Origin of the sequence: Pseudomonas fulva, assembly GCF_023517795.1 — a bacterium.
GTDB lineage: Bacteria > Pseudomonadota > Gammaproteobacteria > Pseudomonadales > Pseudomonadaceae > Aquipseudomonas > Aquipseudomonas fulva_D.
Map to the genome: position 1 here is coordinate 5,011,563 of NZ_CP082928.1, position 18,682 is coordinate 5,030,244.

General features: G+C 64.6%; 17 protein-coding genes. 16 read left to right on the forward strand and 1 reads right to left on the reverse strand.

Annotated features, from left to right (window positions below; translation table 11 throughout):
* Nucleotides 1-4 precede the first annotated feature (4 nt).
* From K8U54_RS23155 to K8U54_RS23195, 9 genes are all read left to right on the forward strand, one after another.
* Entirely contained in the window at nucleotides 5-784 is a 780-nt protein-coding gene (locus tag K8U54_RS23155; protein ID WP_249908005.1) for an ABC transporter ATP-binding protein, read from the forward strand.
* A gap of 431 nt (nucleotides 785-1,215) precedes the next feature.
* A complete protein-coding gene (locus K8U54_RS23160; protein ID WP_249908006.1) occupies nucleotides 1,216-2,568 on the forward strand; it encodes an OprD family porin in 1,353 nt (450 codons plus the stop codon).
* 158 nt (nucleotides 2,569-2,726) lie between these two features.
* On the forward strand, nucleotides 2,727-3,959 hold the full coding sequence (locus tag K8U54_RS23165; RefSeq protein WP_249908007.1) for an SfnB family sulfur acquisition oxidoreductase: 1,233 nt from the start codon (nucleotides 2,727-2,729) through the stop codon (nucleotides 3,957-3,959).
* 9 nt (nucleotides 3,960-3,968) lie between these two features.
* The gene (locus tag K8U54_RS23170) at nucleotides 3,969-4,355 is read left to right on the forward strand and encodes a hypothetical protein (RefSeq protein WP_249908008.1); all 387 of its coding nucleotides are present in this window, start codon (nucleotides 3,969-3,971) and stop codon (nucleotides 4,353-4,355) included.
* A complete protein-coding gene (locus tag K8U54_RS23175) occupies nucleotides 4,352-5,320 on the forward strand; it encodes a sugar ABC transporter substrate-binding protein (RefSeq protein ID WP_249908009.1) in 969 nt (322 codons plus the stop codon). Before K8U54_RS23170 ends, K8U54_RS23175 begins: the two co-directional genes overlap by 4 nt.
* Nucleotides 5,317-6,345 carry a sugar ABC transporter substrate-binding protein gene (locus tag K8U54_RS23180; protein ID WP_249908010.1) on the forward strand — a complete coding sequence of 343 codons (1,029 nt, stop codon included), beginning with the start codon at nucleotides 5,317-5,319 and terminating at the stop codon, nucleotides 6,343-6,345. The genes K8U54_RS23175 and K8U54_RS23180 overlap by 4 nt, the downstream gene beginning before the upstream one ends.
* Nucleotides 6,342-7,880 carry a sugar ABC transporter ATP-binding protein gene (locus K8U54_RS23185; protein ID WP_249908011.1) on the forward strand — a complete coding sequence of 513 codons (1,539 nt, stop codon included), beginning with the start codon at nucleotides 6,342-6,344 and terminating at the stop codon, nucleotides 7,878-7,880. The genes K8U54_RS23180 and K8U54_RS23185 overlap by 4 nt, the downstream gene beginning before the upstream one ends.
* The gene (locus tag K8U54_RS23190; protein ID WP_249908012.1) at nucleotides 7,858-8,841 is read left to right on the forward strand and encodes an ABC transporter permease; all 984 of its coding nucleotides are present in this window, start codon (nucleotides 7,858-7,860) and stop codon (nucleotides 8,839-8,841) included. The genes K8U54_RS23185 and K8U54_RS23190 overlap by 23 nt, the downstream gene beginning before the upstream one ends.
* A gap of 1 nt (nucleotide 8,842) precedes the next feature.
* Nucleotides 8,843-9,829: an ABC transporter permease gene (locus K8U54_RS23195; protein ID WP_249908013.1), complete on the forward strand. Its 987-nt coding sequence runs from the start codon at nucleotides 8,843-8,845 to the stop codon at nucleotides 9,827-9,829.
* A gap of 223 nt (nucleotides 9,830-10,052) precedes the next feature.
* Here the strand turns inward: K8U54_RS23195 and K8U54_RS23200 are convergent, their stop codons facing one another.
* Nucleotides 10,053-11,291, reverse strand: coding sequence for an acyl-CoA dehydrogenase family protein (locus K8U54_RS23200; protein WP_249908014.1), 1,239 nt, complete (start codon nucleotides 11,289-11,291; stop codon nucleotides 10,053-10,055).
* 336 nt (nucleotides 11,292-11,627) lie between these two features.
* Here K8U54_RS23200 and msuE point away from each other — a divergent pair, with 336 nt between their 5' ends.
* From msuE to K8U54_RS23235, 7 genes are all read left to right on the forward strand, one after another.
* Complete coding sequence (gene msuE, locus K8U54_RS23205) at nucleotides 11,628-12,188, forward strand: FMN reductase (RefSeq protein ID WP_249908015.1); 561 nt, start codon at nucleotides 11,628-11,630, stop codon at nucleotides 12,186-12,188.
* A 26-nt stretch (nucleotides 12,189-12,214) separates the two neighbouring features.
* Nucleotides 12,215-13,306 (forward strand): dimethylsulfone monooxygenase SfnG, encoded by a 1,092-nt coding sequence (gene sfnG, locus K8U54_RS23210; RefSeq protein WP_249908016.1) that lies wholly within the window; start codon nucleotides 12,215-12,217, stop codon nucleotides 13,304-13,306.
* Between the two features lie 11 nt (nucleotides 13,307-13,317).
* Nucleotides 13,318-14,448 (forward strand): AMP-binding protein, encoded by a 1,131-nt coding sequence (locus K8U54_RS23215; protein WP_249908017.1) that lies wholly within the window; start codon nucleotides 13,318-13,320, stop codon nucleotides 14,446-14,448.
* Nucleotides 14,449-14,457: 9 nt separating this feature from the next.
* Entirely contained in the window at nucleotides 14,458-15,240 is a 783-nt protein-coding gene (locus K8U54_RS23220; RefSeq protein ID WP_249908018.1) for an ABC transporter ATP-binding protein, read from the forward strand.
* Between the two features lie 20 nt (nucleotides 15,241-15,260).
* Nucleotides 15,261-16,142: a branched-chain amino acid ABC transporter permease gene (locus tag K8U54_RS23225; protein WP_249908019.1), complete on the forward strand. Its 882-nt coding sequence runs from the start codon at nucleotides 15,261-15,263 to the stop codon at nucleotides 16,140-16,142.
* 12 nt (nucleotides 16,143-16,154) lie between these two features.
* On the forward strand, nucleotides 16,155-17,222 hold the full coding sequence (locus K8U54_RS23230; protein ID WP_249908020.1) for a branched-chain amino acid ABC transporter permease: 1,068 nt from the start codon (nucleotides 16,155-16,157) through the stop codon (nucleotides 17,220-17,222).
* Nucleotides 17,223-17,289: 67 nt separating this feature from the next.
* Complete coding sequence (locus K8U54_RS23235; RefSeq protein WP_249908021.1) at nucleotides 17,290-18,615, forward strand: ABC transporter substrate-binding protein; 1,326 nt, start codon at nucleotides 17,290-17,292, stop codon at nucleotides 18,613-18,615.
* The last annotated feature ends 67 nt before the right edge of the window (nucleotides 18,616-18,682 follow it).

Below are 18,682 nucleotides of genomic sequence, written 5' to 3' on the forward strand. Positions count from 1 at the left end.
AGATATGAGCAGTGCGCCCCAAACGACTGCCGCGAGCCGGGAGCTACTTGCGGTAGACGATATCGAAGTGATCTACGACGGCGCGATCCTCGCCGTGGCCGGGGTTTCTCTGCGGGTCGGGCAGGGCGATATCGTCGCGCTGCTCGGCGCCAACGGCGCTGGCAAGAGCACCACGCTCAAGGCCATTTCCGGTTTGGTGCAGGCCGACCGGGCGCAGGTCAGCCGTGGCCAGATCCGGTTCCAGGGACAGAGCACCGCAGGCGTTGCAGCCAACCTGCTGGCGCGCCAGGGTATCGTCCATGTGCTGGAGGGGCGGCATGTATTCGCCCACCTGACCATCGAGGAGAACCTGCGCAGCGGCGGCTTCCTGCGCAAACCCACGCGACGCCAACTGGAGCAGGATCTGGAGCGCATCTACGCCTGGTTCCCGCGCTTGAAGACCAAGCGCAAGGCCCAGTCAGGGCTGACTTCCGGCGGCGAGCAGCAGATGCTTGCCATCGGCCGTGCGCTGATGACCAAGCCGCGCCTGGTGCTACTCGATGAGCCCTCGATGGGCCTGGCGCCGATCATCGTCGAGGAGATCTTCGCCATCGTCGCCCAGCTCAATGCCCAGGAGGGCGTGAGCTTTCTGGTCGCCGAGCAGAACATCAACGTCGCCCTGCGCCATGCCAGTTACGCCTATATCCTGGAGAACGGTCGGGTGGTGGGAGAGGGCGGCGCTGCCGAGTTGGCAGCGCGGGAAGATATCCAGCATTTTTACCTGGGCGGCAAGGCAGATCGATGAGCAAGCGTATCAAGTGACCTGCATTACCAAGCAGTCGCCAGAGCAAACGCTTCGCGGATGAATCCGCTCCCACAAGAGCAACTGTGGGAGCACTGGTCGGCACTCCGATTGTCCGCGAAGAATCTTCGCTTCACAGCACTGTTCACTGCTGTTCGATCCAGCAAAAAAACGCCGCGATTCTGCAATGCAGTCGCGGCGTTTTTCTTGGCTGATCGGTTCAAGCCCAGACCCGGTTTTTCCGCCCTGAAGAAACTGCTGTGGCACCGGCAACAGCAGTTGCACAGATTGCCCTGAAGGCACATTGCCTTGATGTTGAATTGTTAATGCAAGTAATTGATTAATATTGATTTAATGCCTTGGCATGGTTGTTGGCATAGCGGTTGTACAACGCCTAGAAAGGCGCCGACCCTGTCACTCCAAGGACCTCTGCCATGCGCCCTACAACTTGCTACAGAGCAGCTCTTTCTCTGGCCATCCTGCTGGCCAGCCCTGCCTTTGCCGACAACGATGAGGATGAAGGTTTCATCGACGGTGCGCAGATCCACGTGCTCAACCGAAACTTCTTTTTCAGCCAGGACTATCGCCACGGCGACTTCACTCGCAACCCAAATAATGGCGAGCGGCAAAGTCTGCATCGCGAATGGGGCCACGGCATCATCGCCAACCTGCAATCCGGCTTCACCCATGGCACTGTAGGCTTCGGCCTGGACGCGCAGGGGTTGGTCGGCCTCAAGCTCGATGGCGGTAACGGTACGGTCGGCAATGGTGTCGGCGTGCCCGGTATCGTGTCGCGCTCGGGGAGCAACTTCGACGGCGAGCCCAAGGACAGCTCCGGCAAGGTTGGTGCAGCACTCAAGGTGCGCGCCTTCGACACCGAGCTGCGCTATGGCGACGTCAGCCCGAGCAGCCCGGTATTGCACGCCAGCGACATTCGCCTGCTGCCGCAGACCCTGCGCGGCTTCATCTTCAACAACGAGTCGCTGGATGGCCTGAGCCTGCAGGGTGGCAAGCTCGAGTCGAGCAGTGACCGCAACGCCAGCAGCCACCGTGGCGACCTCGGCACCGTGTATGCCGGGCGCATCAAGGGTGCCAATGATGTGGTGTACCTGGGCGGCGATTACCGGTTCAACGACCAACTCACCTTGCGCCTGCACAGCAGCCGCCTCGACGACGTCTGGAGCCAGTCGTTCTTCAACGTCGAGCATGTGCAGCCGCTGGGTAGCCAGTTGAGTCTGAAGACCGGGCTCAATTATTACCGCACCCGTGACAGCGGCCAGGCGCTGGCCGGAGAGATCGACAACGACTCCTGGAGCGTGCATGCCGGGCTGGCTGCCGGCTCTCATGGCCTCAAGCTGTCCTACACGCGCATCGATGGCGACACGCCGTTCGACTATGTGTGGAATACCTATGACCTGCAGCTCGATGCCGCTTCGCAGGTATCGGACTTCAACAATCCCAACGAGCGTGCCTGGGAGGCCCGTTACGACTACGACTTTGCCGCACTTGGCGTCCCTGGGCTGAGCCTGACTGCGCGTTATGTGCGCGGCAGCGACATCGATGGCAGGCGCGCCAGTGGTGCCTACAGCTACTTCAATGGCATCGAGGATGGCCGCCACTGGGAACGCAATCTGTGGCTCTCGTACGTGGTGCAGAGTGGGTCGGCCAAGAACCTGTCCTTCAACCTGCTGCAAGCCACCCACCGCGTGGGTGGCGATCACAGTGCTGAATCGAACGTCGACGAGTTGCGCCTGATCGTTCAGTACCCGCTGGATATCAGCCTCTGAGCCAGCTGTTCGCTGGGCAACAGCTGATCCGCAGTTTGTCCCGTGGGCGCTTTGCCGATAACCGGGAAGGTTCGCCAAATAGCTGAATCAACAGGGTTGCCCAGGTTGGTACGGGCTGTGCTGTAGCCCTGGGGAACCCGTCACTCATGGAGTAGCACATGACCCAGTCACCGTCAGCCGACCTGCCTGCGCAGGTTCGCTCGGCGCCGCAGCGTGCGGCCCATATCATCCGTAACGACGCCGAAGCCATCGAGGTGGCGCAGCGCCTGGCCGAGGATTTCGCCCGCGACGCGGCCTTGCGTGACCGCGAGCGACGCTTACCCTGGGAGGAGCTGGAACGCTTCTCCGAAAGCGGCCTGTGGGCGATCAGCGTGCCCGAGGCCTACGGTGGCGCGGGGGTGTCTTACGTCACCCTCAGCGAGGTGATCGCGACCATCTCTGCCGCCGATTCGTCGCTTGGCCAGTTGCCACAGAACCACTTCGGCGTGCTCAGCAACCTCGGCCTGACCGGCAGCGAGGAGCAGAAGCGCCACTACTACGCCAAGGTGCTGCAGGGCTACCGTTTCGGCAATGCCTTCTCCGAAGCGCGCAGCCAGTACGTCACCACCTTCCAGACGCAGATCCGCTTCGAAGGCGACAGCGCCGTGCTCGACGGCGAGAAGGCCTACTGCACCGGTGCGTTGTTCGCCCACATCGTCCCGGTCGCGGGTGTCGACGAGGAGGGTCGCCCACACATCGCCTTCGTGCCACGCGACGCCGTCGGCCTCACGGTGATCGACAGTTGGGACGGCTTCGGCCAGCGCATCACCGCCAGCGGCCAGGTGCGTATCGACGGCGTACGGGTGCCCGCGAGCGACGTGATACCGGCCTGGAAGGCCTACGACCAGCCCACCGCCGATGGCCCGATTTCGCAGATCATCCAGGCGGCGGTGGACACCGGCATCGCCCGTGGCGCCTTCGCCGAAACCCTGCGCGTGGCGCGTCAGGCACGCCCCTGGGTGGACAGCGGGTTGCAGCACGGCTGGCAGGACCCGCTCGGCCAGGCGCTGATCGGCGAGCTGGCCTGGCGCCTGCAGGCGGCCGAGGCGATCTTGCAGCGCGCTGCCGAGGCGGTCGATCGCGCCGTCGCCGAGCCCAGCGAAACGCACGTTGCCGACGCCTCGGTGGTGGTCGGCCAGGCCAAGGTGCTGTCCACCGAGATCTCCCTCGAGGCGTCCAGCCGCCTGCTGGAGCTGGGTGGCACGCGCAGCGTCTCGGTCAGCCAGGGGCTGGATCGCTTCTGGCGCAACGCACGCACCCACACCCTGCATGACCCGGTGCGCTGGAAGTACCACCTGGTCGGCAACCAATTGCTCAACGGCATCCGGCCGCAACGTCATTCCTGGAACTGAGGTCACGTCATGTCCAACACCCATTCCCAAGGCCGGGGCGACCTGGCCCATGCCCGTCATGTCGAGGCCGCTCTGCTCGACTACCTGCGCGGGCAGAGTGCCCGTCATGAAGCGCTGGTAATCGCTGCAGTCGGCGAGTTGCGCATCCGTATCGACGCCGCCGACGCGTTGCTGGCACGCGCCGATGCCTCGCAGTCGGCCGCCATCGCTTTTCGTCTGGCCGCCGCCGAGGCCGCGCGCCTGGCCGGGCAGACGCATTTCGAGCTGACCGGAAGCAGCCTGCCGCGTCCACAGCCGGGCAGCGCCGAGCCGGCACTGCTCACTCAACGGCGGCTGCTCGGCGACCACTACCTCAACGGCGCCGCCTTGGCCGACCAGCAAGGGGCGCAGGCATGAGTCGAATCCTGACGTTGCTCACCGCTCTGCTGCTGGCACTGGCGGGCGGCCTGGCGCAAGCCGAGGAGGGCGATGCCGTGCCGTCGCTGGCCGGCAAGCGCATTGCCGTGAGCATGACCGGCACCAGTCATTACTTCGATATCAAGGCGTTCCAGGCGCAGGTCGATGAGATCAAGCGCCTGGGCGGCACGCCGATCACCCTCGACGCCGGACGCAACGACCGCAACCTGGTCAGGCAACTGCAGACGGTGGTGACACAGAAGCCCGATGCGGTGATCCAGACCCTCGGCACCCTGAGCGTTATCGACCCCTGGCTCAAACGCATCCAGGTGGCGGGCATCCCGCTGTTCACCATCGATGCACCGTCGCAGTACAGCCTCAACAACACCACGTCGGACAACGTCGCGGCCGGCCGAGCGCTGGCCGAACAACTGGTGCGCGACACCGGCGGCAAGGGCCGCATCCTGGTGTTCAACGGCTTCTACGGGGTGCCGGTCTGCGCGATCCGCTATGACGAGTTGAAGAAGGTGCTGGCCGCGCATCCGCAGCTGCAGATCATCGAGCCGGAGCTGCGCGACGTGATCCCCAACACCGTGCAGGATGCGCGCAGCCAGATCGCCGCGCTTCTGAACAAGTATCCCAAGGGCGAGATCGCCGCCATCTGGTCGGCCTGGGACATTCCTCAGCTCGGCGCCAGCCAGGCGCTGATCGACGCCGGGCGCACCGAGATCCGCACCTACGGTGTGGACGGCACGCCTGAAGTGCTGGAGCTGATCGCCCGTAGCGATTCGCCCATCGGCGCGGTGGTGGCGCAGCAGCCTGACCTGATCGGCCGTACCGCGGTGCGCAACGTGGCCCGTTACCTGGCCGGACAGCGTGATCTGCCGAAGGAGAGCCATGTCGCCACACTGTTGACGACCCGCGACAACCTGGATCAGGTCAAGAACCTGCGAGGTGATCAATGAGCGACCACCCATTCGCCGGCATTTCCCGGCGCCACCTGCTCGGCGCTTGTTCGGCAATGCTCGCTCTCGGGCTTGCCGCACCGTTAAGCCGCGCTGTGGCGAACGACGCCGATAGCGGCGCCGAGGCGAGCGCTACAGTGCCTTCGCTGAACGGCAAGCGCGTCGCCATCAGCACCGTGGGCACCAGTATCTATTTCGACAGCCGGGCCTTCAAGGCGCAGGTCGAGGAGGTGCAACGCCTCGGTGGCACGCCGATCACCCTGGACGCCGGGCGCAACGACAAGGCCATGGTGACCCAGTTGCAGAACCTGGTGACCCAGAAGCCCGATGCGGTGATTCATAACCTCGGTACACTGAGCATCATCGACCCATGGTTCAAGCGCATCAGCGCCGCCGGCATCCCGCTGTTCACCATCGAGGTGCCATCGCAGTACGCGATCAATACGATTTCCGCCGACAACTGGAGCACGGGATTGCTACTGGCCAAGCAGTTGGTGGCCGATCTGCGCGGCAAGGGCAGGGTGCTGCTGTTCAATGGTTTTTATGGCGTACCGAGCTGCGGCATTCGTTACGATCAGTTGAAGCTGGTTAGCAAATTCTACCCGCAAATCGAATTCATCCAGCCGGAGCTGCACGACGTGATTCCCAACACCGTGCAGGACGCCCGCAGCCAGGTTGCCGCCTTGCTCAACAAGTACCCCAAGGGTGAACTCGACGCGATCTGGGCGGCCTGGGATCTGCCGCAGCTCGGGGCCAGCCAGGCGTTGATCGAAGCCGGGCGCAATGAAGTGCGCACCTATGGCGTCGACGGTACGCCCGAGGTGCTGGACCTGCTGCGCCAACCGGGTAGCCCGGTGGCGGCGGTAGTGGCGCAGCAGCCGGCGCTGATCGGCCGTACGGCGGTACACAACGTTGCCCGTTACCTGGCTGGCGAGCACGATCTGCCGCGCGAGACGTTCGTCGAAACCCTGCTGACCACGGCGGGTAACGTCGATGAAGTCCGACGTATCCGGGGCGACGCATGAGTACGCCGGTGCTGGAGCTGCGCGGCATCGTCAAGACCTTCGGCGCCACCCGTGCACTCGATGGCGCGAGCCTGCGCGTGGCGGCGGGCAGCGTGCACGGCCTGGTAGGCGAGAACGGTGCCGGCAAGTCGACGCTGATCAAGGTGCTGGCCGGCATCCACCGCCCGGACGCCGGCAGCCTGCTGCTCGACGGCCAGCCTTACGGGCATTTCAGCCCGCGCCAGGTGGAGCGCCTGGGCATCGGCTTCATCCATCAGGAGCGCTTGTTGCCGGCCAGTTTCACGGTTGGTGAAGCTTTGTTCTTAGGCCATGAACGGCGGCGCGGCCCATTGCTCGATCGACGTAGCCAGCAGTGCGAGGCTGCACATTTGCTGGACGATTACTTCGGCCTGCGTCTGCCGGCCGATGCGCTGATCGGTGAACTGAGCAGCGCCGAGCAACAGGTGGTGCAGATCGTCCGTGCGCTGCTGGTCAAACCCCGTGTGCTGGTGTTCGACGAGCCCAGTGTGGCTCTGGTGCAGCGTGAAGTGGAGCGTTTGCTGCGGATCATCCAGCGCTTGCGCGATGATGGCCTGGCGATCATCTACATCTCTCATTACCTGCAGGAAATCGAGGCCCTGTGCGACCGCGTGACGGTGCTGCGCAACGGTCGCGATGTCGCCGAAGTCGACCCACGAAACACGTCGCTGGAGCAGATCACGCGGCTGATGGTCAACCGAGAAGTCGGCGAGCTGTATCCCAAGGTGACGGTGCCTGCCGGTGCGCCGTTGCTCGAGGTGCGCGGGTTGAGCCGGGCACGGGCTTACCTGGATGTCGACCTGCAGGTGCGCCGCGGCGAGATCGTCGGCCTCACCGGGTTGGTGGGTTCGGGCGCCAAGGAGCTGCTGCGCAGCCTGTTCGGCCTGGCACCACCGGACGTCGGCGAGGTACGCCTGGAAGGGCGTCCGTTGTCCCTGCGCAGCCCGCGCGAGGCGGTCGGCGAGGGCATCGCGCTGCTGCCCGAAGAGCGCCGCCGACAAGGCGTGGCGCTCGACCTGAGTGTGCAGGAGAACACCACCCTGGCAGCCCTGTCGCGCTTCGTCCGCGTGGGGCTGTTGTCGCCGGTGCGCGAGCGTCGTACCACCCTCGAGTTGATCGAGCGCCTGAGTATCAAGACCCCGGGCGCGCATGCTGCGGTGCGCCAGCTCAGCGGCGGCAACCAGCAGAAGGTGGCGCTGGCGAAGTGGTTCGCGCGGCGCTCCAGCCTGTACCTGCTGGACGAGCCCAGCGTTGGCATCGATGTCGGCGCCAAGGTGGAGATCTATCGGCTGATCGGCGAACTGGTGAAGGAGGGCGCCGGGGTGCTGATCCTGTCCTCCGACCTGCCGGAGTTGATCGGTCTCTGCGACCGCATTCATGTCATGCACCGCGGCGCCATCGCCGCACGTTTCGCCGCTGGCGAAGCGAACAGTGACCGCCTGTTGGCGGTGGCCAGCGGCGCGCAACGCGCACCGCACGAGGAACGACCTTTCTATGCCTACGCCATCGCTATCTGAGGCCTTGCGCCCGCAGTTCGTGCAATTCTTAAGGCGGCGCGGGGCGCTGTTGGCCTTTGCCGCGATCCTGCTGGCCTTCGCCTTCAGCGCGCCGAACTTCCTCACCCCGGGCAACCTGGTCAATGTCCTCGCCCAGTCGGCGATCCTTGGCATCCTTGCCTTCGGCCTGACCACGGTGATCATCGGCGGTGGCTCGAACGTGGTGTCCGGTGGGCTCGATCTGTCGCTGGCGGCCAATCTCGGCTTGTCAGCGGCGGTCTATGCCAGCCTGAACAATGCCGGTGTCGGTGATTTCGCCAGTATTGCCGCGACCCTTGGCACCGGCCTGGCCATCGGCACGCTGAATGCGCTGGTGGTGGTCGGTTTCCGTTTGCCGCCGCTGCTGGCGACCCTGGCGACCTTGAACCTGGTGGCCGGGCTGGAACTGGTGCTGACCGAGAACACCGTGCTGCCCAGCACTTCGCCGTTGCTGGAATGGCTGGCCTTCGGCAGCTGGCTCGGCGTGCCAGCCTTGGCCTGGGTGCTGGCGGCGGTCGGCGGCGTGCTGATTCTGTTGATCCAGCACACGCCCTTCGGCCTGCGCCTGTACGCCGTCGGCGAGTACCCGGAAGCGGCCAATGCCGCCGGCCTGTCGGTACGCGGCTACGTGTTCGCCAGCTACCTGATCAGTGGCCTGTGCGGCAGTCTGGCGGCGTTCTGCTCGGCGGCCTGGTTCAGCGGCAGCACCACCGGCTCCGGCGAGATGCTGCTATCGGTGGTGGCCATCGCGTTTCTCGGGGTGATCTTCTCCCGGCGCCTGCAGCCAAGCATCGGCGGCGCACTGCTGGCCACGTTGCTGGTCGGGGTGCTGATCAACGGCTTCCAGCTTCTGAATATTTCCAGCTTCTGGGTCGACGGCGTGCAGGGCGTGCTGATCCTGCTGGTGGTCGCCCTGTCCGGTTTGCGCAACAAGGAGGCCTGAGATGTCCGATTCGTTATCCGCACCGCAACCCGCTCGCCTGAGCGGGCTCTCGCGCCAGGCGCTATTGCGCCTGGTCATGCCGACGCTGTTCGCTGGCGTGCTGCTGTTCTTCGCCCTCGAGGCGCCTGGCTTTCTTACCGCCGGCAACCTGTCCAGCCTGCTGCTGAACAACTTTGTGCTGCTGGCCATCGTCGCCATCGGCATGACCTACGCCATCGCCGCTGGCGGCATCGACCTGTCGGTAGGCACGGCGCTGGATTTTTCGGCGCTGGCCTTCGTCTTGCTGCTCAATGCCGGTTTCGGGCTGTATGTGGCGATTCCCGGAGCGCTGTTGGCTGGCAGCCTGGCCGGGCTGTTCAATGCCGGGCTGATCGCCGGGCTGGGCATTTCACCGTTCCTTGCCACCCTCGGCACACTGTTCATCGGCAGCAGCGTGCAAAAGCTGCTCTCCGATGGTGGGCAGCCGATCTACCTGGAGGCGCAGGTGCGCAGTGGCCTGGCCAGCGAGCGCCTGCTTGGCGTGCCGCTACCCATGCTGTTGGTGGTACTGCTGGCGTTGGTGTACGGCCTGTTGCTGGCGCGTGGGCGCTTTGGCCGGGAGATGCTTGCCGTTGGCAGCCAACCGCTGGTAGCGCGTTATTCGGGCCTGGCGCAGCGGCGTATCGCGGCTTTGGTGTTCATCGCCAGTGCCTTTGCCTGCGCGCTGGCCGGCATCCTGCTCCCGGCCACGGTGAACGCCTACGTGCCGATGTCTGGCAACGCTTTCCTGATGAATGCCATCGGTGCGGTGTTCATTGGCGCCACGCTGAGCCGACACAACCGGGTCAACGTGCCCGGTACGTTGCTTGGCGTGCTGTTTCTCAACGTCACCGCCAACGGCCTGCTGCTGATCGGCTGGAATTTCTTCTGGCAGCAGGTGGCCACTGGCGTTCTGATTCTGGCGGTTCTGCTGTTCAGCTTTGCCAGTCGGCGGCTGGCAAGCAACTAACGCGGGCGTTTCGTGTGAAACGCTGTGTAAGGGCCTGGGCACGATAGGTCTAGGTCAGTTTTTCTGGATACTCCAAGCCATTGGCCGGAATGTGGCACATTACCTGTGGGAGCGGGCCATGCCCGCGAAACAATCACGGAAAGGCGGCCTATCTCTTGGTTTCCTGAACGAGCGTGATCAGGTTCCAAGGCCTGGAGATGACTCTCCAGGCCAGGCATCGCCATCAGGCCTGCTTGGCACCGCCGCCGATCTGCCAGACGTAGGGCGGCTCGGTGCCGTTCACATGCCAGTCGCCGATGATGCGTTCCTTGTAGATCACCGGGTTGTGCGAGGCGGCGGTACGGGCGTTGCGCCAGTGGCGATCGAGCTGTTTGACGGTGCTGGTGCCGGAAGCGCCGAGCGTGTTGAACAGGTCGCTGGTGGCACGCAGCACCAGTTCCACGGCGGCCACCTGGGCCTGGGCTGATTCCAGTTCGGCGGCGCTGTTGGCCTGCTGCTCGGCCGTTTCATCGCGGTTAAAGCGTGCCAGGTAGGCCCGTTGAGCCGCTTCGGTGGCGCGCAGGGTGCCCGCTTCGGCGGCGTAGACCAGGCCACTGGCCTTGCCGATCACCTGCAGCACTTGTGGGTCCTGACTCACGGCCGGGGCGTTGCCATGGCTGAACACCCGCGTGCGCTCGCTGGTTTCCTGGCTGAAGTCGCGCACGGCGGCGCGGCCTGAGCCAACGATGACGGCCAGCAGAACCAGTTGGTAGAACGCCGTCTGGTATTTGAAGCGGGTGGCGAAATCGATGATGTTCTCTTCCTCGACCACCGCGTTCTCGAACACCGAGGTACCGCTGCCAGTCGTGCGTTGGCCGAAACCGTCCCAGTCGTCGCTCTGGGTGATGCCGGGCTGCTGGGTGCGGATTGCCGCGATCACGTCGGCGCCGGTGTCATCGCGACGGGCGAAGAGGTCGATCCAGTCGGAGAAGAGGCTGCCGGTGCTGTAGTACTTGGTGCCGTTGACCACCCACTGCTCGCCCTGGCGTGAGACTCGGGTGATGACGTCGCCGATCTTCACCGCGCCAACCTCCGTCCAGGCGCAGCCGACCAGGTCACCCTCTGTGAAGCGTTTGAACCACACATCCTGCGGCGCGCTGGCATGGGCATTGAGGCGATCCTCAACGAAGGCGAAGTGCCCGCGCAGCGCCTGCGGCAGGTTGGAGTCGGCCTCGGCCAGTTCGATCAGCAGTTGGAACAGTTGCGGCAGTGATGCGCCCGCGCCACCGTGTTCGACCGGCACGCGCACGGCACCGAAGCCGGCCTCCTTCAGCCAGTGGATGGGTTCGAACGGCAGGCTGCGGGTGCGCTCACGTTCGACACTGCCTTCGGCGATGCGCGCAAAGATCGGCCGGAAGCGGGCGGCAAGGGATTCATAGTCGGTGCCGGTAGACAGGTGTGGCACATGGGCTTGAGCGGTCATCGCAGTTCTCCTCGATTGATGCGATTGCTGACGGCTGATCCTTCGCAAACTCCATGCCCTGTATATAAATCCTTATAAATCAATTAATTGTGATTTATCCGGGCAGATGAGCTGTACCGCCACCAACAGCTTGTTGAACGACTGTTGGAAGGCGGGCAGTACTGCTGCCGGCGCTACTGTTTCTCCAGGGTCAGTGCTTCAACAGCTTGCGCGCGGCTGAGCAGCTGCAGCTGTTGCTGGATGACCACAACTAGTTGAATTAAATGGATTTAATTCATTGGCACGGTTGCTGCTCAAGCGCTCTTGAACAATGCCCGAGGGGCAGGAGGGATGAGCATGAGCGCAAGCGTTATCAAGGTTGTGGTGGTGTCGGGCAGTCTGCGTACGCCATCGCGTACTCATGGCCTGCTGGAGGCGCTGGTGCAAAGGCTGCAGGCAAGGCTGCCGAACCTGCACGTGCATTGGGTTCGTGTCGCCGAGCTGTCCAACACGCTGTCCGGCTCGCTTGAGCGCGACACGGCCTCTGCCGATCTGCGACCTCACCTGCACGCCATCGAGCAGGCTGACTTGCTGCTGGTTGGCAGCCCGGTCTATCGCGCGTCCTACACGGGGTTGTTCAAGCACCTGTTCGATCTGGTCGACCATCAGTCGCTCAAGGGTGTGCCCGTGGTACTGGCCGCTACCGGTGGCAGCGAACGCCATGCACTGATGATCGATCACCAGTTGCGCCCGCTGTTCGCCTTCTTCCAGGCCCACACCCTGCCGTATGGACTGTATGCCAGCGTCGAGGCCTTCGATGACTACCGCCTCGCCGACGCAGCGCAGTTCGAACGGATCGAGCGGGTGCTCGACACCGTTGCGGCGTTCTTTCATATCCCGGTCGCCAGTGCGGCCTGACCTTCCGAGCTACAGGAGCCATCGTCATGAGCCAACCGATCAAATTCGCCTACTGGGTACCCAACGTCAGCGGCGGCCTCGTCGTCAGCAAGATCGAGCAGCGCACCAGTTGGGATATCGATTACAACCGCAAGCTGGCGCAGATCGCCGAGCGTTCCGGGTTCGAATACGCGCTGTCGCAGATTCGTTTCACGGCTGGTTATGGCGCTGACAACCAGCATGAGTCGGTGACCATCAGCCACGCCCTGCTGGCCGCCACCGAGACGCTCAAGGTGATCGCCGCGATCCTGCCCGGGCCGTGGACACCGGCGCTGGCGGCCAAGCAGCTGGCGACCATCGACCAGTTCACCGGTGGTCGCGTCGCCATCAACGTGGTGTCCGGCTGGTTCAAGGGCGAGTTCCGCGCCATCGGCGAGCCGTGGCTGGATCATGATGAGCGCTATCGCCGTTCCGAGGAGTTCATCCGCGCCCTGAAGGGCATCTGGACGCAGGACAACTTCAGCTTCCACGGTGATTTCTACCGCTTCAACGACTACACCCTCAAGCCCAAGCCGCTGCAGCAACCGCACCCGGAAATCTTTCAGGGCGGCAGCTCGCGAGCCGCACGCGACATGGCTTCACGGGTTTCCGACTGGTACTTCACCAATGGCAACAGCGTCGAGGGCATCAAGGCCCAGGTCGACGATATCCGTGCCAAGGCGGCCGCCAACGGTCATTCGGTGAAGGTCGGCGTGAACGCCTTCATCATTGCCCGCGACACCGAGGAAGAGGCCCGTGCGGTGCTGGCCGAGATCATCGCCAAGGCTGACCCGGAGGCCGTCAACGGCTTCGGCAGCGAAGTGAAGAATGCCGGTGCAGCCAGCCCGGAAGGCGAGGGCAACTGGGCCAAGTCCACTTTCGAAGACCTGGTGCAGTACAACGACGGCTTCAAGACCAACCTGATCGGCACGCCACGCCAGATCGCCGAGCGCATCGTCGCGCTCAAGGCCGTCGGGGTCGACCTGATCCTCTCCGGTTTCCTGCACTTTCAGGAAGAGGTCGAGTACTTCGGCAAGCATGTACTGCCGCTGGTGCGCGAACTGGAGCAGGCGAAGGTCGCTTCCCTGGCCGTGGCCTGAGGCACGCCGTCATGCGCGAGGAAGCTGCCGACAACCTGCCGGCCAGCCTGCTTGCCCGCGCGCGCCAGCGTGGGGGCGAGGTAGCGCTGCGGCACAAGCGACGGGGGCTATGGCAGCAACGCACCTGGGCGCAGCTGCTGGCCGAGGTACAGGGGCTGGCCAGTGGTTTGCGCGAGGCCGGTTTCGCTGCTGGCGACAGCCTGGTGATCCTCAGCCGGCCGCGCCCCGAGGCGCTGCTGGCCAGCTTGGCGGCGCAGTGGCTGGGCGGCATCGCGGCATTGCTCGATCCACTGGCCGCGGCCGAGCAACAGCTGGCGCTGCTGCATGAACTCGAAGCCGGTTTCGTGCTTGCCGAAGGCCAGGAGGAGGTCGAGCGGGTACGCCAGGCAGGCCATGTGCCGCGGCTGCTGTTCTATGCAGATGGCCGTGGCCTGGCCGATTCCGGCGTGCAGAGTTACGCCCGGCTTGCGGCGCAGTTGCCTGATCCGGCCTTGTCGAGCATCGCCAGTGGCGAGCGGCCGGCCTTCAGCTTTCATCGTCTGGACAGTGATGGGCAGGCTCAGCAGCAGTGGCTCAGCCATGCCGAGCTGCTTGAGGAGGGGCGCCGGCTGATCTTGCAGGAACGCCTGACGGCAGCCGAGGAGGCCTTGGCTGCGCGTACCTTCGCCGCCAGCGGCCAGGCTCGCTATCTGCTGGCGCCCTGGTTGCTGGCCGGCTTTCGGCTGAATTTCCCGGAGAGCCTGGCGACCCGCGACAACGACCGCCGTGAACTGGGACCGACCCTGGTGCTCGGCACCCACGACAGCTACGGGCGCCTGTATGCCCTGGCGCAGCAGCGTCTACCGCTGCCCGGCAGCCTGCTGCGGCGCTGGCTGGATCGGGCGCTCACCACACGCGGCGCAATAGTGCGCCGCAGCGTCAGCTACTGGTTGCTGCTCAGGCCGCTGCGCGATGTGCTGGGCCTGAGCCGTACCCGTGTGCCGTTGCTGGTCGACGAAGCGCTGCCGGGCGAAGTGCAGGCGTTCTTCGCCGCCCTCGGCGTTGCGCCACGGGCCTGGTCGGAGGCGCCCCGTTGGCAGGCTGCGCGCAGTCTGCGTCCATCCATCGCTGCCTGGCCGCAGGGCCATTCGCAGCCTGCCTGAGGCCTCGTCATGTCGAATTCTCCCTTGCTGGAGCTGGAAGGCATCAGCTTGTCGTTCAAGGGCGTCAAGGCCATCAGCGATATCGGTTTTCGCGTCGCCGAAGGCGAGATCTGCGCGCTGATCGGCCCCAATGGTGCCGGCAAGAGCTCGCTGCTGAACATCATCAATGGTGTCTACCGGGCGCAGCAGGGACGCATTCGCTTTGCCGGCAAGGAGCGCCGCGTGATGCGCCCGCATGCGGCGGCGCTGGGCGGCATTGCGCGCACCTTTCAGAACATTGCGTTGTTCAAAGGGATGAGTGTGCTCGACAACGTGCTCACCGGGCGCAACCTCAAACGCCGTAGTTCCTGGCTGGAGCAGGCGCTGCGTATCGGCCGCGCGCCGGGCGAGGACGACCGGCAGCGCGCCGCAGCGGAGCGGGTGATCGAGTTTCTGCGCCTCCAGCCCTGGCGGGACGAGCTGGTCGGCACCTTGCCCTACGGCCTGCAAAAGCGCGTCGAGCTGGCCCGTGCGCTGGCCGCCGAGCCACGTCTGCTGTTGCTCGATGAGCCGATGGCCGGGATGAATGCCGAGGAGAAGCGCGAGATGAGTCGCTTCATCGTCGAGATCAACCGCGAGCTCGGCACCACGGTGGTGTTGATCGAGCACGACATCGGCGTGGTCATGGGCATTTCCCACCATGTGGTGGTACTCGACTACGGCCGCAAGATCGGCGATGGCCCACCCGATCAGGTTCGCCATGACCCCGATGTTATTGCCGCCTACCTGGGCACCCGCCCGGTAGCTGCCTGAATCGCCTGCAGGAGCGCTGAATGGAATTCTTTCTCGAGGTATTGATCGGCGGTCTGCTGGCTGGGGTGATGTATTCCCTGGTGGCCATCGGCTTCGTGCTGATCTACAAGGCCAGCGGCGTATTCGACTTCGCCCAGGGGGCCATGGTGCTGTTCGCCGCCCTGACCTTCGTCAGTTTGCTGGAACGCGGCGTACCGTTCTGGTTGGCGTTCGTCGTCACCCTGGCGATCATGGTGGCCCTTGCCTTGGTCATCGAGCGGGCGGTGTTGCGGCCGCTGGTCGGGCGTTCGCCGATCACCCTGTTCATGGCCACCCTGGGCCTGGCCTACATCATCGAAGGCGCCGCCCAGGCGCTGTGGGGCGCCCAGGTGCATGGTCTGGAGCTGGGCATCAGTGACGAGCCGCTGGAAGTGGGCGGCCTGCTGCTGTCGCAGTTCGACCTGTTTGCCGCCGCCACGGCGGCAACGCTGGTACTGCTGCTGTCGTTGTTGTTCAACCGCACGCGCATGGGGCTGTCACTGCGCGCGGTCGCCGACGATCCGCGTGCGGCGTTGGCCATCGGCATTCGCCTGCCAAGGGTGTGGGCGCTGGTCTGGGCGGTCGCCGGCTTCGTCGGGCTGGTCGCCGGGCTGCTCTGGGGTGCGCGCCTGGGCGTGCAATTCTCGCTCTCGCTGGTGGTGCTCAAGGCTCTGCCGGTGCTGATCATCGGCGGCTTCACCTCGATCAGCGGGGCGATCGTCGGCGGGCTGATCGTCGGCGCCTCGGAAAAAGTCGCCGAGGTCTACCTGGGGCCGATCATCGGCGGCGGCATCGAAAACTGGTTCCCCTATGTGCTGGCCCTGCTGTTTCTGCTGGTGCGCCCGGCGGGGCTGTTCGGCGAACGCGCCATCGAACGGGTCTGAGGAGAGTCGATCATGCTGTACCAAGAAGCTGGCCAGTTCAGCGTGCGCTACGCTAACGACCGCCGATTCTTCCGCCTGCGTCAGGATCGCCTCGGCCTGGCCGCGTTGCTGGCATTCGCCTTCATCGCTGTGCCGCTGCTGGGTAACGACTACTGGTTCAGCGCCATCCTGATTCCATTCCTGGTGCTGTCGCTGGCCGGTCTCGGGCTCAATCTGCTGACCGGTTACGCCGGGCAATTGTCGCTGGGCTCGGCGGCGTTCATGGCAGTTGGCGCCTTCGCTGCCTACAACTTCGAGCTGCGCATTGCCGGGCTGCCGCTGATTGTCAGTCTATTGCTGGGTGGCCTGGTGGCAGCGCTGGTGGCCATCGTCTTCGGCCTGCCGAGCCTGCGTATCAAGGGTTTCTATCTGCTGGTATCGACCCTGGCGGCGCAGTTCTTCGTGCAATGGGCGCTGACCCGCTTCAGCTGGTTCAGCAACGACAGCGCTTCTGGCGTGATCAGCGCGCCGCCGTTACGGGTGGCCGGGTATGACTTTTCATCACCGGCGGGGCGCTACCTGCTGACCCTGGCGGTGGTCAGCGCGCTGTTCTGGCTGGGGGCCAACCTGGTACGCAGCGAACTGGGACGCAACTGGATGGCGGTGCGCGACATGGACACCGCCGCCGCGGTGATCGGCATTCCCTTGCTCAAGACCAAGCTGCTGGCCTTCGCCATCAGTGGCTTCTTCCTCGGCGTTGCCGGCTCCCTCTGGGCCTTCACCTACCTGGGCACGGTGGAGCCCCACGGCTTCGACCTGAACCGCTCGTTCCAGATCCTGTTCATCATCATTATCGGCGGCCTGGGCAGCATCCTCGGCAACTTTCTGGGCGCCGCCTTCATCGTACTGTTCCCGGTGCTGCTGTCGAACCTGGCGTCCTTGTTGCCGGCCGGGTTGATCGACGCCGGGCAGGTGGAGAACCTGCAGAAGATCGTGTTCGGCACGCTGATCATCCTGTTCCTGATCAAAGAGCCGGAGGGCCTGGCGCGCCTCTGGCACCGTTTTCGCGAGCGCGCGCGGCGGTGGCCGTTGCGCTACTGAGCGAACCCCTGAAGCGGACGCCCGTCCGCCACAAAAACTGCCTTCTGATTTGCAAAGGATAACCACGATGTCGACCCGATCCGTCCTCGGCCGCCTTGCGCTGGCCGTTACCCTTGCCACTGGCGCACTCACCGTGCAGGCGGCCAACGAACAGTACTTCCCGCTGCAAAGCTACCGCGTCGGGCCTTATGCCGCCGGCGGCACCGGCTTCTTCGGCGGTTTCATCGACTACCTCAAGTACGTCAACGCCAATGGCGGCGTGAATGGGGTCAAGCTGACCTGGAGCGAGTGCGAAACCGAATACGTGGTGGAGAAGGGTGTGGAGTGCTACGAGCGCCTCAAGGGTGGGCTCAACGGCGCGCCGGCGGCGGCCACCAATCCGCTGTCGGTGGGCATCGCCTACGCCACGCTGGATCGCTCCACGGCCGACAAGTTGCCGCTGATCACCATCAACCACGGGCGTACCGACTCCACCGACGGCAGCGTGTTTCCCTATGCCTTCCCGCTGCAGCTCAATCCGTATTCCGAGGTCTCGGCCATCGTCAACTGGATCGGCCAGCAGGCCGGCGGCGAGCAGGGCCTCAAGGGCAAGAAGATCGTCACGCTTTACCACGGCTCGCCCTACGGCAAGGAAACCAACGAGGTGCTGCAGACCCTGGCCGACAAATACGGCTTCGAGCTGACCCTGCTGGAAGTGCCACACCCAGGCAACGAACAGCAATCGCAGTGGCTGAACATCCGCCGACTGAAACCGGACTGGGTGATCCTGCGCGGCTGGGGCGTGATGAACCCGGTGGCATTGAAAACCGCGCAGAAGGTCGGTTTCCCGGCTGACCACATCATCGGCAACATCTGGAGCAACTCCGAAGAGGACGCCGCACCTGCCGGCGCCGCCGCCAAGGGTTTCATCTCCATCACCACACACCCGTCCGGCACCGACTTCCCGGTGCTGCAAGGCATCAAGCAGGACGTGGTGGACAAGGGGCAGGGTGACCTGGCCGATCCCAGGCGCTTCGGCACCGTGTACTACAACCTGGGGGTGGTCAACGGCATCCTCAACGTCGAGGCGCTACGCCTGGCCCAGGAGAAGTTCGGCAAGCAGCCGCTCAGTGGCGAGCAGGTGCGTTGGGGCTTCGAGAATCTTAACCTGGATGATGCACGCCTGCAGGCACTCGGTGCCAAGGGCTTGGTGCAGCCGCTGAAACTGTCCTGTTCTGACCACGAAGGTGGCGGCGCGGTGCGTTTCCAGCAGTGGGACGGGCAGAAATGGAACCTGATCAGCGACTGGGTGCAGGCCGACCGCGCGCTGTTGCGGCCGATCATCGAGGCCTCTTCGCAAAAATACGCCAAGGAGAAGGGTATCACCCCGCGTGACTGCAGCCAGGAAGGCTGATGGGATAGGGCTGGCCGAGGCGGATGCCTCGGCCAGTTCATTTCATCAAGAGCTTGTCGTAGAGTGC